We start from the raw sequence: 19,965 nt of genomic DNA on the forward strand, positions 1-19,965 counted from the left end.
TCTAATTCCATAGTGCGATGCACCATTCTAGTGCTTGAGCTCTTTCAGAGCTATATTGTACATTAAGCAAAAACTAAAAACAATAAATTGAACAGTTCTCAAATACGGGCTGAAAGCCAACAGACATCAACATAGTGCAGCGCACTATGAACGGGCTGAAAGTCCAAAATAGCTGACTAACGCAACAAATACCCCAATCGAATACTCCCAAAGAAATAACCGCTATTGGTATCATGAACAGGATCTTTTAGTTCTCTGCCGCGGTAGATAAAAGAATAGGAAAAATTAAAATTGTTGTGTCGGTATTTTAATCCGGCTTCGGCGTTGAAACGCAATGGCTCTAAATCAAAAGTTATGGGACTTGTGTTATTAAACATACTTCCCTGAATTGTGCCGTCGTAAAACTGATAATTGACACTTGGCATTGCGTAGAAGTAAAATTCTCTGATATTATACTGCTCTGTATTACTTATCGAAGCGTCGTGCAGATTGGAGTCGTAAACAGGAAGCAGTTTTTTAAATCCGATACGGGTTAGAAATCCTGTTGAAACGCCAGTAAAAACAGTTCCCAAATTGGCTTCAGACTGAAAATGAAGATCGACAAAATCGTTGTGTTTTGAGGGGAATAATTTCTTGGAATACATTACATGTGCCTGGAGTGCCAACGCATTATGAATCTGATTTTCCCAGCCATAAACTTTTTTATATCCAATAACATGATGGAAAGCTTCCTGCATTTCTTTACCAAGTGCGTTCTGACCTAAGTAACCTAACTGAAAATCGGTTTTCAGAACCGATTCGCTTTGGTAAAAAAAACTTCTTCCAGCCTCAGCAAAGAGATAGCCCGCAAACGGACGATCGTTTATAGTTACTGCAGCTTCATTAATAAATCGCGGATTATAAATATACTGTCCAATGCGAAACTCAGTAATTTTTTTATTGATTTTCTCATTTTCATTTTTAGACAAAAACCGATAAAAAAGCTCTAAACCGTTGGTGTAATACATATCATTTTTTGACGATGTGTATAAGTCATTATCGGTAATGAAACCAATTTCATTTGTTTTTGCCTGTCCAAAAATTAAAGCCGATGCCAATAAAAGCAATACCGTAAAGGCATTTTTATTTTCCTTCATAATTAATTTTTCCCACTGCACGCATTTCACGAACAATTCTTTCTTTGCGTCTGTTGATATAACTTGAAGATCCTGTGGCTTTAAACTTTCTTGGATTTGGGAGAATTGCTGCAATTCCGGCGGCTTGCATAGGTGTTAAACTAGAGGCATCTCTTCTGTACCAATGTTCGGTTGCGGCGTATGCACCGTAAACACCGTCGCCCATTTCAATACTGTTTAAATACACTTCCATGATGCGTTCTTTACCCCAGATTACTTCAATTAAAACAGTAAAATAAGCTTCGAGACCTTTTCTGAAATAACTTTTCCCCTGCCATAAAAATACGTTTTTGGCTGTTTGCTGCGAAATAGTACTTCCGCCACGAATTCTGCGTCCGCGTTCGTTACTTTTATACGCTTTTTGCAATGCCTTAAAATCGAAACCATTATGCGTTAAAAAAGTTCCGTCTTCGCTGGCTATTACTGCTTTCTGAAGGTTTTTAGAAATTTTTTCTATAGGTTCCCAGTCGTGATCAAAGTACACTGCTTTTCCGTCTAATTTATTCTCAATGGCACGAATGATCATTAAGGGCGTAAAAGGCACGGGAATGTATTTGAAAAAAATTACCGAGCCAATCGATAATCCAAAAAACCATAATGCGGCTTTTATAAAAAACCATTTTATTTTTTCTCCCAGAGAACGCTTCGATTTCTTAGGCGCTGTCTTTGGTTTTGGTTTATTTGCGGTTGTAGGTTTTGGTGCTGGTTTCTTGACTGCCATTATAGTATATCTGCTAATTCTGTTCCTATTAAACTTCCAATTGCTACACCCATTCCGCCGAGACGCACTCCACAGAACACGTTTTCAGACAGTTGTGTAACAACAGGTTTTTTACTGTTTCCAACACCCATAATGCCGCTCCATCGATGGGCAATCTGGAATTCTTGGTTTGGTAAAATTACATTTTTAAGTAAATCTTCCAACTTATTTTGTACAATTTTCGTCTGGCCGAATTCGGTCGTGGTTTCGGTTTCAAAATCTAAGTTTCGGCCTCCGCCAAGTAAAATTCTGTCGCCAATATTTCTAAAATAATAATAACCGCGGTCTAAATGAAATGTTCCTTTTATATCTAAATTCTGAATGGGCTCTGTAATTAAAACCTGGGCTCTGGCAGGTTTTACGGCTCCATTGGTCAAAGATCCGGCAAATCCGTTGGTGGCAAAAAGTATTTTTTTTGATTTAAAACTAAAATCATCCAGCACGATTTCTACATGATTTCCGGCGTCTGAATATGAAGTTACTGTTTGCTGATTCAGAATTAAAATATTTGCTGCAATAGCTTGTTTTAATAATTCCTGCATCATATTTCCAGTATCAATCTGGGCTTCAAAGGGATTAAAAATCAAATATTCCTGAATATTTTCGAATCTAAATCGGTCCACTTCTTTCGAAAAAACATCTGCCTTAAAAAGCGGTTTTAGAATTTCGTTAATAAACGGAAGTTTCGAAACACATTCATTAAAACCAAAATCATCGTCTTTCAAAAATAATTCGTATCCGCCGTGGGGTCTAAAATCCATCTCCTGATCTCCTACTCTTTTTCTCAGCAGCTGCAGCCCTTTCCAGCGTTTTTCTATTAATTGAATAACTTCTTCTTCTGAATGCGTTTTTAAATCCTCCATGATTTCAGAAAGACTTCCAAAACAGGCAAAACCGGCGTTTTTTGTACTGGCGCCTTGTGGAAGCATGCCTTTTTCTAAAATCAGAATTTTGGCCGCCGGAAATCTTTCGCGCAAGCGCAATCCTGCATGCAGACCCACAATACCGCTCCCGACAATTGTGTAATCTACAGCTGTGAACCAGTTTTTTAGTTCCCAATAACTTAATTCCATTTTAGACTTTTTTATAAAAATAATAATTTTTTTGAACCATATGAGTAATATAAGTTCATTTAAACATTCTAAATCTTTATTCTTTACCATTAAGAGATGAAGAAAATTAAGTATTGCTTGTTAATCTGGCGAATAAAATATTTAAAAATCTAAATTTGATGAACTTATATAACTTACATGGTTTAACCTTTTTTAACATTTTGTTGCAAAATTATATTCGTATTTTTAGCGCCACAAAAAAATAGATTTTTTATATGAAAAAAATAGTAGTAACAACCTTAATAATGATGAGTTTAAATGCTATCGGACAAAATGTAATGTCACCAGAATTGTTATGGAAATTAGGAAGAGTAACACCGCTTGGTCTTTCTAAAGATGAAAAAAATATTGTTTTTAAAGTTTCTACACCTTCTGTAGCAGAAAACAAGTCGAATTCTAAATTCTACATTCTGCCCGTAAACGGCGGAACTGCAACTGAAGTTAAGGAAATCAAAGAATTATTGAAAGACAAAAATATTTCGCCAGACGGAAAATTTTTAGTGTACAATGAAGAAGTAAAAATCGAGAAAGTTTTAGGAAAAGATTTTTACCCAAGCCTAGACAAATCTGATGCCCAGATTTATGACGGTTTAGATTATCGCCATTGGGATACGTGGAACGAAGGTAAATTTAATCATGTTTTTTATAAAGAAAACAAAAACGGTGCTGCCGGAATCGACATTTTAAAAGGTGAAACTTTTGGCAGTCCTCAGAAACCTTTTGGTGGCGACGAAGATTACATCTGGTCGCCGGACAGCAAAAGCATTTTGTATGTATGCAAGAAAAAAGCCGGAACTGATTATGCTATTTCTACAAATACTAATATTTATGAGTACAATTTAGAAACTCAAAAAACAATAAACAGAACCGAAGACAATTTGGGTTACGACACGGCTCCTCAATTTTCTCCAACAGGAAATCTAACCTGGCTGCAAATGAAACGCGACGGTTATGAGGCGGATAAAAACAATTTGATTGTAGAGTTTAAGGGAATGAAAATGAACTTAACAGCTAATTGGGACGGAACTGTAGATCATTTTATCTGGAGTAAAGATGGCAAAAAAGTATTTTTTGTTGCAGCAACCGACGGTACAAAACAACTTTTTGAAGTAAACTTTCCCGGACTGACCAAAATTGCAGTTCAGGTTCGCCAGCTTACCAATGGTGATTTTGATGTAAATGATTTGGTTGGTTTTTCTGGCGATGAGATTATTGTAACCCGCACTGATATGAATCATGCTGCAGAAATTTTTTCTTTCAACTTAAAGAAAAATAGCTGGAAACAATTGTCTAATGTAAATACTGAAACTTATAAAACATTGACGTTAAGCAAAACCGAGAAACGTTATGTTACGACTACAGACGGCAAAAAAATGCTGGTATGGGTGATCCTTCCTCCAAATTTTGATGCGTCTAAAAAATATCCAACTTTATTATTCTGTCAGGGAGGACCACAAAGTCCGCTGACACAATCGTATTCTTTCCGTTGGAATTTCTCTTTGATGGCTGCAAAAGGTTATGTAGTAGTAGCGCCAAACCGCCGCGGGATGCCGGGTCATGGTGTTGAATGGAACGAACAGATTAGTAAAGACTGGGGCGGACAGGTTATGGACGATTACCTTTCTGCAATTGATGATGTTTCTAAAGAAAGCTACGTTGATAAAAGCCGTGTAGGTTGTGTGGGTGCAAGTTACGGAGGATATTCTGTGTTTTATCTGGCTGGAATCCACAAAAATCGTTTCAAAACCTTTATCGCTCATGACGGAGTTTTTAATACTGTAAGTATGTTGGGAACTACAGAAGAAGTTTTCTTTAACAACTGGGATTTTGGCGGACCGTACTGGGAAAAAGATAATGTGGCAGCACAAAAAGCTTATACTACTTTTAATCCTGCAACTTTGGTGCAAAACTGGAACAAACCAATTTTGATTTTTCAGGGAGGAAAAGATTACCGTGTGCCGATTGGACAAGGGCAAGAAGCTTTTCAGGCTGCACAGTTAAGAGGAATCAAAAGCAGATTTGTATATTTTCCAGATGAAAATCACTGGGTTTTACACCCGCAAAATGCTCAGGTTTGGCAGGGAGAATTTTTTAAATGGCTGAACGAGACCTTGTAATTTAATTCAGACAAACACAGCAAAGCCGTAGATTTATTATATAATCTACGGCTTTTTTGTTTTCAAAAAATTAAAATTATATAAAACTTTGAGTTGGCATTTTATCTTTTAAATAGATTTTTTAGATAAATTGCAAATGTTTACAGACACAGAATAACACCACAAATCCAACGCCGCATTTATGGAAAGCAAAAAAAATTACATGCCAGTCAAGGTTCTCTTTAGTTATGTTGCTTTATTGGCATTGGTAGTTACTGTAGGTTGGTTTTTATATTCTGAAAATGTAGTTTATAATAAACTGGAAGACAAGATTGCGTTTGAAAAAACCAAAATTTTGAGAGTTAGCAAATTGTTTTCTAACGTATATAAAACGGAGAGTTTAGCGAGACAAACCATTCAAAACAATTCGCAAAAAGATTTTAATAATTACCTGATCGAAACCGATTCGCTGCGTCTGCGTATAGATACTTTAAAACAAATTGTTACGACGCAATATCAGAAAACACTGCTAGACAGCGTAACCTATTTATTGGCTGAAAAAACCAAGAATATAAAGCAGTTAAAAGAAATAAAAAACAAGGCAGATGACGAAGTTTCTGTAAACTCGGCCATTGACGAGATTACAAAAATGGAGTTTAACTTACGTAAATTAGAACTTCAGGATTTTACCAAAAATCCGAATCAGCTTGGGAGTTACCAGCGTAATGTCTTGCAGCAGTATGTAGATTATCTCAATCAAAATATTCCTGACGACAGCACTAATACTTTGAGCAAACGAGCCTCAGATTCTATTTTGGCTAATTCGAAGAAACTCTTGAGTTCGGTAAAACTGCGTGCCGAAAAAAAGAAAGAATCACTGGATTTTGAAGAGAATAAATTACTGCAGACCGAAATGGCGATTTCTGATCAGCTTAGAAAAGTTCTTAGAATTATTGAGCGCGAAATCATAATCAACTCCATAAAAAATAATTCACTTAAAGAGAAATCATTAAAAAGGGTCAACGAGATTGTTACTGCTTCTGCCGTAATCGGTTTATTGCTTACTGTATTTTTCTCAATTCTTATTGTAAGCGATTCGACTAAATCTCAGTTGTATAAAAAACAGCTGGAAATTGCCAACTTTAAAACCAAAAATCTTCTAAAAAGTCGTGAACAATTAATCTCAACCGTAAGCCACGATTTAAAAACACCGTTGAGTACGATTGTAGGTTATTCTGAACTTTTAGGGAATTCAGAGGTAAATACGAAGCAGTCTTATTTTATAAAAAACATCAAAAATTCGTCAGAGTACATTACACAATTGGTACAGGATTTATTGGATTTTTCTCAGATTGAAGCCGGAAAAATTACAATAGAAAAAGTTCCGTTTTTACTTCCGGAAATTGTTGAAGATGTTGCGCGTAACATTCAAACCGTTTACAAACAGAAAAACATTGATTTAATTATTAATGTTGATGAAAAACTGCAGACCAGAATTGTTGGAGATCCGTTTCGATTGAAGCAGGTTTTAACCAACATTATCGGGAATGCTTATAAATTTACAGAAACAGGCTACATCAAAATTGGCGCTTACATAACAGACGACAATAACTTTTTTGTAGTAAATATTGAAGATACCGGAATTGGAATTGAAAAAGGAAATCAAAAATTGGTTTTTGAAGAATTTGCGCAGGCGAATGAAAACATTGAAAAAAAATACGGCGGAACAGGTTTAGGATTGGCAATCTGCCAGAAAATAATTTCGATTCTGGGCGGAAAATTAAATCTGGAAAGTACATTTGGAAAGGGAAGCACCTTTGAAGTTACGCTTCCGCTGCTTTTCGACCACAGTCAAAATACGATTGAAGAAGTTAAAAAACCTATTTTAAGAAATACTACGCAGCAAACCTTTGTTGTTGTAGACGACGACATCAATCTTTTAAATTTAACCAGCAGCGTTTTAAAACAGGAAAACCATAAAGTTTTATCCTTTAATAATGCTGCAAAAGCACTTGAGGCAATTCAGAGCACGAATTATGATTTTGTGATTACCGACATTCAGATGCCGGAAATGGATGGTTTTATGTTTCTGGAAAAACTAAAAAAACTTCCCGGGTCTGTGTATGATAAACAGCCTGTAATTGCTTTAACAGGAAGAACAGATTTAGATTTTTCTGTGTACAAAGATGCGGGTTTTACTACGGTGGTAAAAAAACCTTATTCTCCAAAGATATTGTTAGAAACCATTCATCATATTTTAGATAATGATGTGCTTCCAAATGTTGAGATTAGTGATATCGAAGATCATAATTCGTCTCAATTGTATTCGCTGGATACTCTTTACGAGTTTTTAGGCAATGACAACGAAGCTTTAAAAGAAGTTATAAAATCCTTTATAGACAGTAGCATAGAAAATCTTGCTCTTTTGCAAACTGCTATTGCAGAACAGAATACAGAGGAAGCCAGATCTATTGCGCACCGAATTGCACCTATGTTTAAACAAATTCAGGCACGTGAAATTGGTGAAATGCTGAAAAGAATAGAAAAACAGGAAATTGATATTTCTGAGATGAACGTCATGTACAAAGATCTAAAAAACAGAACCGATTTGCTGTTTGCTGAGCTAAAACAGGAATTGGCTTAGTCTATATTGTATTGCTTCAATTTATTGTAAAGTGTTTTTCTGGTAATTTTAAGCAGTTTTGCAGCTTCAGATTTGTTATTCTGCGCTTTAGATAAAGCGTGAATAATGGCTTCTTTTTCATTTTCTGATAATGAAAAATTACCTCCTGAGCTTTGTGATCTTTGTATTTGAAAAAATTCTGCCGGCAGTACATCTGTTTGTATAAAATCGCCCTGAGATAAAAGTGTAGCTCGTTTAACGCAGTTTTGCAATTCACGTAAATTTCCCGGCCAGCTGTAATTTTGAAATATAGTAACAACTTCTGGAGAAAATCCGACGATGTCTTTATTGAGCTGCTGATTGGCTTTTTCCAGAAAATAATCAGCAAAAACCATCAAATCTTCTTCTCGGTCTTTTAAAGATGGCGACTGAATCGAAAACTCGTTGATTCTATGGTATAAATCTTCTCTAAAATCACCGTTTTTTACTGCTTCCCGTAAATCTTCGTTTGTAGCGGTAATAATTCTTATATCGACGTTTATTTCTTTATTGCTTCCAACAGGTTTTATTTTTCGTTCCTGAAGCGCACGCAATAGCTGAATCTGGTTTTCATAAGAAAGGTTTCCTATTTCATCCAAGAACAATGTTCCGCCGTTTGCTGCTTCAAAATATCCCATTTTATCACTGATTGCTCCGGTGAAAGATCCCTTTAAGTGACCAAAAAATTCACTGGCCGCCAATTCTTTTGGAATTGCACCACAATCGACTGCAATAAAATTGTTGTTTTTTCTATTGCTCTGCTGATGAATACTTTTGGCAATAATTTCTTTTCCTGTGCCGCTTTCGCCAATAATTAAAACTGACATATCTGTTGGACTTACCAATTGAATATGATCTAATAATTTTTTTGAGGCAGTAGAAATTCCTTTTACAAATTCATTTTCAACTGCTGCGGGCTTTTTATTTGATTTCTTCTCTTTTACCGGCGTTTCTTTTTCTTCTTTTGGAAGCTGTAATGCATTTGTAATAACCAGTAAAACTTCATCCGGATTAAAAGGTTTGGAGATATAATCTGCAGCACCGTTCTTAATTGCTTTAACGGCAGTATTTACATCAGAGTAGCCCGTCATTAAGATTACGGGAATTTCAGGATAATCATTTTTGATTTCAGACATTAGTCCAATGCCATCAGAATCAGGCAGGCGCAGATCGGTCAAAATCAAATCAAAAGATTCGTTTTTAATCGCAAGCCGTGCCTCTGCAGCAGAGAAAGCTATCGTTACATCGTATGCTTTTTTAACTAGAAATTTTTCTAATAATTTGCAAAACGAAATGTCATCTTCTATTAATAATATCTTTGGCATTTGCTTTTTGGGACTTTTTTGCTAAAATAAGACTATTAAAATTGTCTTTTCACAAAATTATGCAAAAAAAAAGAGATTGCTGTAAGCAATCTCTTTTTCACCAAAAACATAAATCTAAATTCACCTAATTATATCTTCAACCAGTTACCATTGACATCTGAATACACAGTAGCCTTTTGGTCTCCAACTGATATTTCGAGTTTATACTCTTTTTTTTCATTCACGTAAGCTTTTTCTAGTTTAGCACCAGGGTAAGCAGTTTGCAATGCTGTTTTTACAGCTGCGGGAACAGCGTCAGCACTAACTTCTGTATATTCTTTTTGCTGTACAGAAACAGTCGTTACTTCTGTCTTTTCAGTAGTTGTTGATGTACTTGCGTAGATAGACAAACTCCCTAAAATGATAGCTGTCGATAAGATTAACTTTTTCATAATGCTGATTTTTATTTATTATTTTTTAATGATATTTCCCGAAGCATCAGTATATACAACATACTTTTTGTCTCCACTTGAAATCTCTAACTTGTACTCATTTTTAGCATTTTTATATGCTTTTTCGAGCTTAGTATTCGGAAATGATTTTTCTATTGTTGACTTTACAGCTGCTGGTACAGCATCTGCGCCAACTTCAGTAAATTCATCTTGAATAGTTACAGATTGAGCCATTTTAGTGGCCAGGGATGGAGCTGCAGCCTGAACTGACAAACCTCCTAAAACAATTGCTGCTGATAAGATTAGCTTTTTCATGATAGTTTATAGTTTAAATTATTTTTTAATAATTTTTCCTGAAGCATCTGTGTAAACAATTGATTTTTCTCCACGAACAGTTACTTCGATTTTGTATTCTTTTTTATCGTTTACCCAGGCTTTTTCTAATTTTACACCTGGATACTCGTTATCTAGAGCTGTTTTGATGGCTGCCGGAACAGCATCAACTTCTTTATAATCGTCCTGAACATTTACGGATTGAAACGCTGCACTATTTACAACAACATTCTCTGCCTGCATCGACAATGTTCCTAGAACAATTGCTGCCGATAAGATTAACTTTTTCATAATAGTAGTTTTTTAGTTAATGTTTTATTTTTTAATCCAGGTACCGTCTGCATTTGCAAAAAGATTTCCTGTTTTATCTCCAACAGTTACATCTAATTTGTACTCTGATTTTGCATTTTTGTATGCTTTAGAAAGAACTGCATCCGGATATGCTTTTTTAAGAGCGTCTGTTACCGCTGTCGGAAGTTCTTCTAATTTAATTTCTGTGTATTCGTCCTGAATAGAAATTGTTTTTACGATTGTATTTGTTATTGGTGAAGTTGAAGCAAATGAAGTTAAACCTCCCAAAACTATTGCGGCTGATAAAAATAAATTTTTCATAATGTGTATATTTAAGTATTAATAATTGAAATTAGATTGTAAGAAAGCTGCTTATTTTTTAATCCAAGATCCATCTGCATTTGCAAAAAGATTTCCTACTTTGTCACCAACGGTAACGTCTAATTTATATTCTGATTTTTCGTTTTTATAGGCTTTAGTAATTACCGCTTCCGGATATGCTTTTTTCAAAGATTCTGAGATAGCTGATGGTAATTCTTCTAATTTAATTTCTGTGTATTCGTCTTCAACAGAAACAACTTTTACGATAGTATTTGTAATCGGAGAAGTTGAAGCGAATGAAGTTAAACTTCCTAAAACAATTGCGGCTGATAAAAATAGATTTTTCATAATGTGTATATTTTAATTATTTACTAGTTGTTTACGCTTTAGATAATGAAAATATTATGCCGTAATCAAAAACTAGTATGCCAAACTGGCTAAAGCCTTTATTTTAAAGGATTTATTTAAAATATACCAAAAACAAAAAAATCAAAAATGTGTTTACTTAAACAAAAAAGTGCGTAAAAAGTATACACAAAATGTGTATACTTGGTGAAAATAGTTTTTAAGATCTTCTTTTTCAGTAACAAATAAACCCGACAGGTTTTAAAAACCTGTCGGGTTACTGTAATATATAAGTTTAATAAAAAAGGCTGTCAAAATTGACAGCCTTTAAATTATTCGATTGGATTCATTTTAAAAGTATCCATAAATGCAGTAGTATAATCTCCTTCAATATATTTTGGATCATCCATTAATTGTCTATGGAAAGGGATTGTAGTTTTTACGCCTTCGATAACAAATTCATCCAAAGCTCTTCGCATTTTGCTGATCGCTTCTTCACGAGACTGCGCCGTTGTAATTAACTTGGCAATCATTGAATCGTAATTTGGCGGAATTGTATAACCTGAATAAACGTGAGTATCTAAACGTACACCATGTCCTCCCGGCATATGAAGCGTAGTAATTTTTCCTGGTGAAGGACGAAAATCATTATATGGATCTTCTGCATTAATACGACATTCTATAGCGTGTAATTCTGGTAAATAGTTTTTTCCTGAAATCGGAATTCCAGCAGCCACCATAATCTGCTCACGGATCAAATCATAATCAATAACTTGTTCTGTAATTGGATGCTCTACCTGAATACGGGTATTCATTTCCATGAAATAGAAATTTCTATGTTTGTCAACCAGAAATTCTACTGTTCCAGCTCCTTCATATTTAATAAACTCAGCAGCTTTTACAGCAGCCGCTCCCATTGCAGCACGCAATTCGTCTGTCATGAAAGGTGAAGGTGTTTCTTCAGTTAGTTTTTGGTGACGACGCTGTACAGAACAATCTCTTTCAGAAAGGTGACAAGCTTTTCCGTAAGAATCTCCAACTACCTGAATTTCGATATGACGAGGTTCTTCAATAAGTTTCTCCATGTACATACCATCATTTCCAAAAGCAGCAGCAGCTTCCTGACGTGCACTTTCCCAGGCTTTCAAAAGATCTTCTTCTTTCCAGACAGCACGCATTCCTTTTCCACCACCACCAGCGGTAGCTTTAAGCATTACTGGGTAACCAAATTCTTTGGCCAGTTTTTCTGTTTGTTCGAAAGATTCTAATAATCCGTCTGAACCTGGTACACATGGTACTCCTGCAGCCTTCATTGTAGCTTTTGCAGAAGCTTTATCTCCCATTTTATCAATCATTTCAGGAGCGGCACCAATAAATTTGATTCCGTGCTCTTGACAAATTTTAGAGAATTTAGCATTCTCAGAAAGAAAACCGTATCCTGGGTGAATTGCGTCTGCATTTGTAATTTCTGCAGCAGCAATAATATTTGACATTTTCAAATACGATAAGTTACTTGGAGGAGGTCCGATACAAACCGCTTCGTCAGCAAATTTAACATGTAGGCTTTCTGCATCTGCTGTAGAGTAAACTGCTACAGTTTTGATTCCCATTTCTTTACATGTACGAATTACGCGAAGTGCTATTTCTCCCCTATTCGCAATTAATATTTTTTTAAACATCTTATTTTAATTAGATAATTAGACAATTTGATAATTAGATAATTTTAGATGATTAACAAAATTACTTTAATGTAGATCGATCTAAAATCTAAAATCTAAAATCTAAATTTATTTATGATGGATCTACTAAGAATAAAGGTTGATCAAATTCTACTGGAGACATATCATCAACAAGAATTTTTACAATTTTACCTGAAATTTCCGATTCGATTTCGTTGAATAATTTCATTGCTTCAATTACACAAAGAACATCACCTTTAGCGATTGTGTTTCCTACTTCAGTAAAAACAGCTTTGTCTGGAGACGGTTTTCTATAAAAAGTTCCAATGATTGGAGATTTTATAGTTACATATTTAGAATCGTTGGCTGCCGGCGCTTCTGGAGTTACATTTACAACTGTAGGAGCAGTAACTTGCTGAGCAGCTTGTGGCAATACTGCCTGAGCAGGTAATTGCTGCACGTAAGTTGCTTCGGTTACATTTGTTTCTAAAGTTGTTCTGATAGTGATTTTTACATCATCCATTTCTAACTTCACTTCTGCAACGCCCGAATTTGCAACAAATTTGATTAGGTTTTGAATTTCTTTTAAATCCATAATGATTCGTTTTTAGTTTTAATTTATTTCTTATCGTAAGCCCATTTAAGGTAAATAGATCCCCAAGTGAATCCACCGCCGAAAGCGGCAAAAATAACATTATCTCCTTTTTTAAGCAAGTGTTCAAAATCTGCTAACACTAAAGGCAAAGTTCCTGAAGTTGTGTTACCATATCTTTCGATATTTACTAACACTTTAGATTCGTCCAGATCTAATCTTCCGGCAGTTGCATCAATAATACGTTTGTTTGCCTGATGCGGCACCAGCCAGCTTACATCTTCCTTTGTCAGATTATTTCTTTGCAAAATCAATTCGCTTGCATCTGCCATATTGGTAACAGCATATTTAAAAACGGTTTTACCGTCCTGCATAATATTATGCTGCCTGTTTTTTATGGTTTCTTCAGAAGCAGGAATTAAAGATCCTCCAGCAGGAATTTTAAGAAAATCACGTCCTACTCCATCACTGCGTAAGTATTCATCTTGTAAGCCTAAGCCTTCATAATTTGGTTCGAATAAAACGGCACCCGCTCCATCTCCAAAAATAATACAAGTTGCTCTATCAGTATAATCTACAATTGATGACATTTTATCTGCACCAATTAGTAATACTTTTTTATAACGGCCCGACTGCACATATGCAGCAGCGGTTGACATTCCGTACAAGAAACTTGAGCATGCAGCCTGCAAATCGTACGCGAATGCATTTACAGCTCCAATTTCTGTAGCAACATACACTCCTGTAGCAGCTACCATCATATCTGGCGTTGCTGTTGCCATTATTACCATATCAATCTCTAAAGGATCTATATTGGCTTTTGCTATTAAATCTTGTGCTGCTTTTATAGCAAGATAGGATGTTCCTTTATCAGCATCTTTAAGAATTCTTCTTTCTTTGATTCCGGTACGAGTGGTAATCCATTCGTCATTGGTATCAACCATTGTTTCTAATACTTTGTTCGAAAGTACAAAATCAGGAACGTAAGCTCCAACAGCGGTAATTGCGGCTGTGATTGTATTCATTATATTCTATTATTTCCTTCCAAATATATATTATTTGAAAAATTTTTAAAAGACTTGAAAATTACAAAAAAAAACGAAGCGAATTTGTCTATATTTTCCTAAAAAACAAAAATTATAACCAACAAAAAAAACTCTCACTATGTGAGAGTTCCAGTATAATTTACAAAAACGTATTAAGCAACCGCTTCAGATTTATCGATAACAACTTGCCCTCTGTAATACATTTTACCTTCATGCCAGTAAGCTCTGTGGTATAAATGTGCTTCTCCAGTAATAGGACATGTAGCGATCTGAGCTACAGTAGCTTTATAATGTGTTCTTCTCTTATCTCTTCTTGTTTTCGAGATTTTTCTCTTAGGATGTGCCATTTTACTATATTATTTATCCGTTAATAGTTTCTTTAATTTTTCCCAGCGCGGGTCAATATCTTCTTCTTGTTTATTCTCAATTTTTTCTTCTTTGACTCTTAGCTCATTCAGTTTGGTCAGGGCTTCTGTTTGTAAACTTCCGTCTTTAACACCTGGATGAACTCGTTTTAGCGGCACTGAAAGAGCAATCATCTCATAAATGTATTGTGCTACATCTATTTCAAACTCTCCGTGAGGCAGAATCAGCAATTCTTCATTATCGTTATTGAATTCATCTCCAAAACGAACAATCAGCTTCATTTTACCTTTTAAGGGAAGATCAAAATCTTCTCCCGTTAGATCACAAGGTACATTTACAGTTCCTTTGTGTTTAAAATCTAACTCCAGCATAGTGCTCTTCTTATCTAAAACTAAATTTACTTTGATATCCGAATTTTGAAATTCTTCATACTCAAAGTTCTCAAAGAACGCATTATTTATCTGATACTCAAAATGGTGTTTTCCTAGTTTTAATCCTACGAAAGGAATTAAAAATTCTTTTGTTTTGCTCATTTCAACATCAATTTGATCAATTCAGATCTAAAAACAGATATCTGAATTGGGGTGCAAAGATATAAAATTATTATAAATCTAATAATCTTATTCACCTTTTTTTGTTTATAACTGTTTTTCTTTTATTTTAAGAGGTTTTTGGCTAATCTCCTCATACAGATTACGCGAGCGATAAATATCAATTGCGAGATAAACTGCTTCTTTAAAAGAATTAAAATCTGCCATATCTTTTCCAGCAATATCGAAAGCCGTTCCGTGATCCGGCGACGTTCTTACTCTGTTTAATCCCGCTGTATAATTAACGCCTTTACCAAATGAAAGTGTTTTAAAAGGAATCAATCCCTGATCGTGATATGCAGCCACAACGGCGTCATATTTCTCAAACTGAGCGCTTCCAAAAAAACCATCGGCAGGAAATGGACCAAAGACCATAGTACCGCTTTCAAAGATTTTTTTAATTACTGGTTTCAAAACCAAATCATCTTCTTTTCCTATTACACCGCCGTCGCCTGCATGTGGATTTAATCCTAAAACAGCAATTTTTGGTTTTACTATACTAAAATCCTGAATCAGGGATTTTCTTACAGTCTCAATTTTTCTCGTAATTAATTCTTCTGTCAGATGTGAAGTAACTTCACTCAAAGGCACATGATCGGTCAAAAGACCAACTCTCAGATTATCCTGCACCATCATCATTAACGCATTGCCTTCTAGTTCCTGATCTAAATAATCTGTATGTCCAGGAAATTTAAACCCTTCTGACTGAATATTATATTTATTTATTGGAGCGGTAACTAAAACATCAATTTCTTCGTTTTTTAATGCTTTGGTTGCTGCTAAAAAAGATTTTACGGCATACTCTCCAATTTTCTCATCATTAACTCCAAAATTAATATCAACACCTTCTTTCCAAAGATTGTAAACATTTACTTTTCCCGGTAAAGCCTGATCCAGTTTATCAATTCCATGAAACTGAACTGTTGAAGTAAAGCTCTTTTTTACAAAAGAGAGTATTTTGGCATTGGCAAAAATAACCGGCGTACACATTTCTAACATGCGGGCATCTTCGAATGTTTTTAAGATAACTTCGCTTCCAATACCGTTTAAATCTCCTACTGAAATTCCAACAATTATATTTTCTGCTTTTTTATTCATGACCTGAGGTTATTTATTACTAATTTTGATGTGCAAATTTAGTAAAATAAAACTACAATGTTTACAGGAATTATAGAAACCCTCGGAAGGATTCACGAAATACAAAAAGATCAAAACAATCTTCATATTACGGTAGATTCTTCTATAACTAACGAATTAAAAATTGACCAAAGTGTTTCGCATAATGGAATCTGCTTAACGGTCGTGGCTGTTAAAGACTCTTTTTATACCGTAACTGCAATTGAAGAAACAATTTTAAAGACCAATATTGGCGAATGGAAAACCAATGATATTGTAAATCTGGAACGAGGAATGAAACTTGGAGATCGTCTGGACGGGCATATCGTACAAGGCCACGTAGATCAAACCGGAACCTGCATTAAAATTGAAGAAGCAAACGGAAGCTGGAATTATACTTTTGAATACGACAAAGATCTCAACAACATTACCATAGAAAAAGGATCTATTACGGTAAACGGAGTCAGCCTTACTGTTGTAAACTCTAAAACAAATGAATTCAGCGTATCGATTATTCCGTATACGTATGAGCATACAAACTTTAAAAGTTTTAAAGAAGGAACAAAAATAAATTTAGAATTTGATGTAGTCGGAAAATACATTTCCCGACTTTATGCCATAAATAAGTAATGGCAGCAACTACTCATAAAAAAAGCTTCAGTTTATACTGAAGCTTTTTTTATTTTATTATTATATACTACAAAGGCTCCTAAAACTAAGCCTCCTATTAATAACAAAGTAATATTTTGATTGATCGGCACCTGATTTTGATCAGGCGGACAAGCTGGACAGTCGTCATCGGCTGAAGCATTAGTTTCAGGAGTCGGCATATCGGCAGCAGCGGCATTTGACGCATTTAATAAAATTAAAACAAATACCAGAAATAAAGTTTTTATTATCTTCATAAAACTAAACTGCAAGCGAGCAGTATTATATATTATTAATAATCTTACTTAATAGAAATTTCGCACAAACATTATGCTTACATCGAAAATCTTTGACAAAAGTATAAGATTTTCGCAGAAATGCAACTTTTAAAGTAAAAAAAGGTCTGCAAAAATCTAACCATTTCTTTATAAAACACTGCAGATTCAATTACGAAATCGTTTTAATATACGTAAAGATCAGTCTTATGGTTTTATTTATTTTATCCTTTTCAAAGCCTTATAAACAAGGAACACTTCCTTACTATGACTTTTAAAAACATACACTGTAAGTTATAAAATAGTAAATAATGTTAAATTTAAAATTTTAAACTAATAAAAATATTTACTCCTTATAAATTTGCAGGAACATACTGCTCTTTTAAATAAATAAGAAAAAACTGTGAAGGTCATTTTCTTTTTAAAATTTTAAAAGTCGCCTTTCTTTTAAATTGTCGATTCGGCAAAACAATGCTGCCGAATTAATATATTTGCATAAAATAAAAAATACCTTTTTGAAAACTAATTTCAAATTGCCTTTAAGATTTTATTCTTTAATTTAAAGAATCAGAATTCATTATATCAAACAAAATAGATGAAAGATAAATATACAGTAGGAAGTTTATATGCTGGTGTCGGCGGTATATGTTTAGGTTTTCAAAATGCTGGTTTTAAACTAGAATGGGCAAATGAATTTGATAAAAATGCTTGTATTACTTATAAAAACAATTTTGAACATAATCTTATCGAAGGAGATGTGATGTCTCTGGATGTAAGTGCTCTAAAAAAAATCGATATTCTGACTGCAGGATTTCCGTGCCAGCCATTTTCTGTGGCAGGTTACAGAAAAGGTTTTGAAGACAGCAGAGGTAATCATTTTTTTAAAATTTTAGATTTTATTGATGAAATGAAACCAAAAGTCGTATTTCTAGAAAATGTCAAAAATTTAAAAGGACATGATAACGGAAATACCATGAAGGTAATTGAGAACGAAATAAAAAAACGCAATTACACTTTTGACAGTTCGGTTTTAAACACCAAAGATTTCGGCAATATTCCGCATAACAGAGAGCGTATCTTTATGATTGCTTTTGATAAAGATTTTATTAAGGATGATAAATTTGAATTTCATTTTCCTGATAAAGAAAATCTGACCAAATCTATAACCGATCTTATTACTGCAGAAAAAGTAGACGATAAATTTTACTATCACGAAGACAAGTATATGTACAATATGCTGCAAGAATCTGTTGTGAGCAAAGAACGAATTTATCAATTTAGAAGGCAATATGTAAGAGAGAACAAATCGAGCGTATGCCCTACACTGACTGCAAATATGGGAACTGGCGGACATAATGTACCCATTATTACTACCGATTATGGTTTTAGAAAATTAACTCCAAGAGAATGTTTTAGATTTCAGGGTTTTCCAGATAACTTTAAATTACCTGCGATTTCAAATTCGCATTTATACAAACAAGCCGGAAACTCTGTAAGTATGCCCGTTATTCAAAGATTGGCGTCTGAAATTTTTAAGGTTATTGAAAAAGTAGAATCTAAAGGCAAGAAAAAGTCTAAAGAGAAAGCTTAAACTGGCCATCCTGATTTTCTGACACTTTTTCTATAAAAGATTCATATTCGTCTAATTTGGTGAAATCTATAAAATAGTCATCGTTGGTAGATTTTGTAATTTTCACGCTGTCGTAACCTGTTTTTCTGAGTTTATCGTAAGTAAGAAGTTCATTTTCTTTGAGCATTAAAACATCGCGAAGCATCCAGTCGGCCATTGCTTTATTGGGATTTGTCATTAAAGCTTTGCTCCCGTCCTGACATACTTTTGCTGAAAGAATTTTACCGTTTGGAATTCTAAGATTAAAAATTACATCTTTCTCTGGAAAAAAATCGGGTGCATTATTTCTAATTTTTGAAGGTATCGAGATATAAACTTCGCCCGGATCTCTTTTTCTTCCGCCAGCGTTCCATTGATTCAACTGACTTTTGACTGGCACAATTGGTTCTTTTAGTTTCTTTTTGGCCTCTGGAGAATATAACGGCAGAATGACATAATCTACAAACGGAATTAATTCTTCGTCTGTTAATAAACCAATTGTATTTTGCAGCTGCTTTTGATTTTCAAAATCGGCTTCTTTTCCAGAACCTGGCTGCGTCAGATTTAAAAGCACATTGATTGGCTCTTCTAAGATTTCGACTGCAATTTCAATACATTCTTTAGGAATGATAAAGCGTTTCATTAAAACACTTTTAGAAAAATTAAAATTGTATTCGTTTAAAGCATCTTTAAATTTCAGCGAGCTTTTAGTTTCGTCAAGAATTTCTATCGAATCTTTATCAATTAAATCATAAGGGATTTCAAAAACTTTAATCAAAAATTTATCACGACCAATTATATGATAAACTCTGTTTTGAGTATTGTAAACTCGATCTGCAAATTCAATTCTTTCATTTCTAAAATCTGCCAGCTTACGCGCCAGATCCAAACCTTTAAGGATTCTAAGTTCTGAACTGCGTGAATTAAATTCGGCTACTTTTTCAATTTTAGAACTTCCGGACAATACAAAAGTTTTAATACCAATGCCGCAACCGTTTATAATGGCGTCGTATGCCACATCTGCGCGCGCTAGATTGTCTGCACTAAATGCTTTACAAAAAGCATTCTCTGCAACTCTGTACTGAATAAAAGGTTTGTCTGAAGAACTAAACAAATTCGAAAACGCACCAATAGCTTTTAAAGCGCTTGTATAGTTTTCGATATTTTGATTGGTCTGAGTTTTTAGAAACATT

21 protein-coding genes are annotated in these 19,965 nt (G+C 34.4%); 4 read left to right on the forward strand and 17 right to left on the reverse strand.

What is annotated here, in order from left to right; translation table 11 throughout:
• Positions 1-176: 176 nt before the first annotated feature.
• Genes B0A68_RS19455 through B0A68_RS19465 form a run of 3 tightly spaced genes read right to left on the reverse strand, consistent with a single transcriptional unit; the run spans position 177 to position 3,008 of the window.
• On the reverse strand, positions 177-1,136 hold the full coding sequence (locus tag B0A68_RS19455) for a lipid A deacylase LpxR family protein (RefSeq protein ID WP_035681727.1): 960 nt from the start codon (positions 1,134-1,136) through the stop codon (positions 177-179).
• Entirely contained in the window at positions 1,123-1,896 is a 774-nt protein-coding gene (mtgA, locus tag B0A68_RS19460; RefSeq protein ID WP_035681724.1) for a monofunctional biosynthetic peptidoglycan transglycosylase, read from the reverse strand. The genes B0A68_RS19455 and mtgA overlap by 14 nt, the downstream gene beginning before the upstream one ends.
• A complete protein-coding gene (locus B0A68_RS19465) occupies positions 1,896-3,008 on the reverse strand; it encodes an NAD(P)/FAD-dependent oxidoreductase (protein ID WP_035687774.1) in 1,113 nt (370 codons plus the stop codon). Before B0A68_RS19465 ends, mtgA begins: the two co-directional genes overlap by 1 nt.
• A gap of 254 nt (positions 3,009-3,262) precedes the next feature.
• On the opposite strand from B0A68_RS19465, the gene B0A68_RS19470 reads away from it, so the two are divergent.
• A complete protein-coding gene (locus B0A68_RS19470) occupies positions 3,263-5,164 on the forward strand; it encodes a S9 family peptidase (RefSeq protein ID WP_035681721.1) in 1,902 nt (633 codons plus the stop codon).
• A 181-nt stretch (positions 5,165-5,345) separates the two neighbouring features.
• Entirely contained in the window at positions 5,346-7,787 is a 2,442-nt protein-coding gene (locus B0A68_RS19475; RefSeq protein ID WP_035681719.1) for an ATP-binding protein, read from the forward strand.
• On the opposite strand, the gene B0A68_RS19480 is transcribed toward B0A68_RS19475, so the two are convergent.
• The 12 genes from B0A68_RS19480 to pdxA form a co-directional block, all read right to left on the reverse strand.
• Entirely contained in the window at positions 7,784-9,130 is a 1,347-nt protein-coding gene (locus tag B0A68_RS19480) for a sigma-54-dependent transcriptional regulator (protein WP_035681718.1), read from the reverse strand. The two genes, B0A68_RS19475 and B0A68_RS19480, sit on opposite strands and share 4 nt — an antisense overlap.
• Positions 9,131-9,258: 128 nt before the next feature.
• Positions 9,259-9,561, reverse strand: a complete 303-nt coding sequence (locus tag B0A68_RS19485; protein WP_035681716.1) for a hypothetical protein — start codon at positions 9,559-9,561, stop codon at positions 9,259-9,261.
• A gap of 18 nt (positions 9,562-9,579) precedes the next feature.
• Positions 9,580-9,876, reverse strand: a complete 297-nt coding sequence (locus tag B0A68_RS19490; protein WP_035681712.1) for a PepSY-like domain-containing protein — start codon at positions 9,874-9,876, stop codon at positions 9,580-9,582.
• 18 nt (positions 9,877-9,894) lie between these two features.
• Complete coding sequence (locus tag B0A68_RS19495) at positions 9,895-10,185, reverse strand: hypothetical protein (protein ID WP_035681709.1); 291 nt, start codon at positions 10,183-10,185, stop codon at positions 9,895-9,897.
• A gap of 24 nt (positions 10,186-10,209) precedes the next feature.
• Positions 10,210-10,506 carry a hypothetical protein gene (locus tag B0A68_RS19500; RefSeq protein WP_035681706.1) on the reverse strand — a complete coding sequence of 99 codons (297 nt, stop codon included), beginning with the start codon at positions 10,504-10,506 and terminating at the stop codon, positions 10,210-10,212.
• Between the two features lie 51 nt (positions 10,507-10,557).
• Positions 10,558-10,854: a hypothetical protein gene (locus tag B0A68_RS19505; RefSeq protein ID WP_035681705.1), complete on the reverse strand. Its 297-nt coding sequence runs from the start codon at positions 10,852-10,854 to the stop codon at positions 10,558-10,560.
• 329 nt (positions 10,855-11,183) lie between these two features.
• Positions 11,184-12,530 (reverse strand): acetyl-CoA carboxylase biotin carboxylase subunit, encoded by a 1,347-nt coding sequence (gene accC, locus B0A68_RS19510; protein ID WP_035681704.1) that lies wholly within the window; start codon positions 12,528-12,530, stop codon positions 11,184-11,186.
• 112 nt (positions 12,531-12,642) lie between these two features.
• Positions 12,643-13,125 carry an acetyl-CoA carboxylase biotin carboxyl carrier protein gene (gene accB, locus B0A68_RS19515; RefSeq protein WP_035681701.1) on the reverse strand — a complete coding sequence of 161 codons (483 nt, stop codon included), beginning with the start codon at positions 13,123-13,125 and terminating at the stop codon, positions 12,643-12,645.
• A 23-nt stretch (positions 13,126-13,148) separates the two neighbouring features.
• Positions 13,149-14,147: a beta-ketoacyl-ACP synthase III gene (locus tag B0A68_RS19520; protein WP_035681698.1), complete on the reverse strand. Its 999-nt coding sequence runs from the start codon at positions 14,145-14,147 to the stop codon at positions 13,149-13,151.
• Positions 14,148-14,320: 173 nt separating this feature from the next.
• A complete protein-coding gene (gene rpmF / locus B0A68_RS19525) occupies positions 14,321-14,515 on the reverse strand; it encodes a 50S ribosomal protein L32 (RefSeq protein ID WP_031455170.1) in 195 nt (64 codons plus the stop codon).
• 9 nt (positions 14,516-14,524) lie between these two features.
• Complete coding sequence (locus B0A68_RS19530; protein WP_035681695.1) at positions 14,525-15,067, reverse strand: YceD family protein; 543 nt, start codon at positions 15,065-15,067, stop codon at positions 14,525-14,527.
• A gap of 105 nt (positions 15,068-15,172) precedes the next feature.
• The gene (gene pdxA / locus B0A68_RS19535) at positions 15,173-16,222 is read right to left on the reverse strand and encodes a 4-hydroxythreonine-4-phosphate dehydrogenase PdxA (RefSeq protein ID WP_035681693.1); all 1,050 of its coding nucleotides are present in this window, start codon (positions 16,220-16,222) and stop codon (positions 15,173-15,175) included.
• Between the two features lie 57 nt (positions 16,223-16,279).
• On the opposite strand from pdxA, the gene B0A68_RS19540 reads away from it, so the two are divergent.
• On the forward strand, positions 16,280-16,870 hold the full coding sequence (locus B0A68_RS19540) for a riboflavin synthase (RefSeq protein WP_035681691.1): 591 nt from the start codon (positions 16,280-16,282) through the stop codon (positions 16,868-16,870).
• Between the two features lie 32 nt (positions 16,871-16,902).
• On the opposite strand, the gene B0A68_RS19545 is transcribed toward B0A68_RS19540, so the two are convergent.
• On the reverse strand, positions 16,903-17,145 hold the full coding sequence (locus B0A68_RS19545) for a hypothetical protein (protein ID WP_035681689.1): 243 nt from the start codon (positions 17,143-17,145) through the stop codon (positions 16,903-16,905).
• 613 nt (positions 17,146-17,758) lie between these two features.
• Between B0A68_RS19545 and dcm the strand changes: the two genes are divergently transcribed.
• Positions 17,759-18,754: a DNA (cytosine-5-)-methyltransferase gene (gene dcm / locus B0A68_RS19550; protein WP_035681686.1), complete on the forward strand. Its 996-nt coding sequence runs from the start codon at positions 17,759-17,761 to the stop codon at positions 18,752-18,754.
• On the opposite strand, the gene B0A68_RS19555 is transcribed toward dcm, so the two are convergent.
• On the reverse strand, positions 18,738-19,964 hold the full coding sequence (locus B0A68_RS19555; RefSeq protein ID WP_035681684.1) for a phospholipase D-like domain-containing protein: 1,227 nt from the start codon (positions 19,962-19,964) through the stop codon (positions 18,738-18,740). The genes dcm and B0A68_RS19555 overlap by 17 nt on opposite strands.
• Position 19,965: the final 1 nt, after the last annotated feature.

The sequence above is a fragment of the Flavobacterium reichenbachii genome (genome assembly GCF_002217435.1).
Classification (GTDB): Bacteria; Bacteroidota; Bacteroidia; order Flavobacteriales; family Flavobacteriaceae; genus Flavobacterium; species Flavobacterium reichenbachii.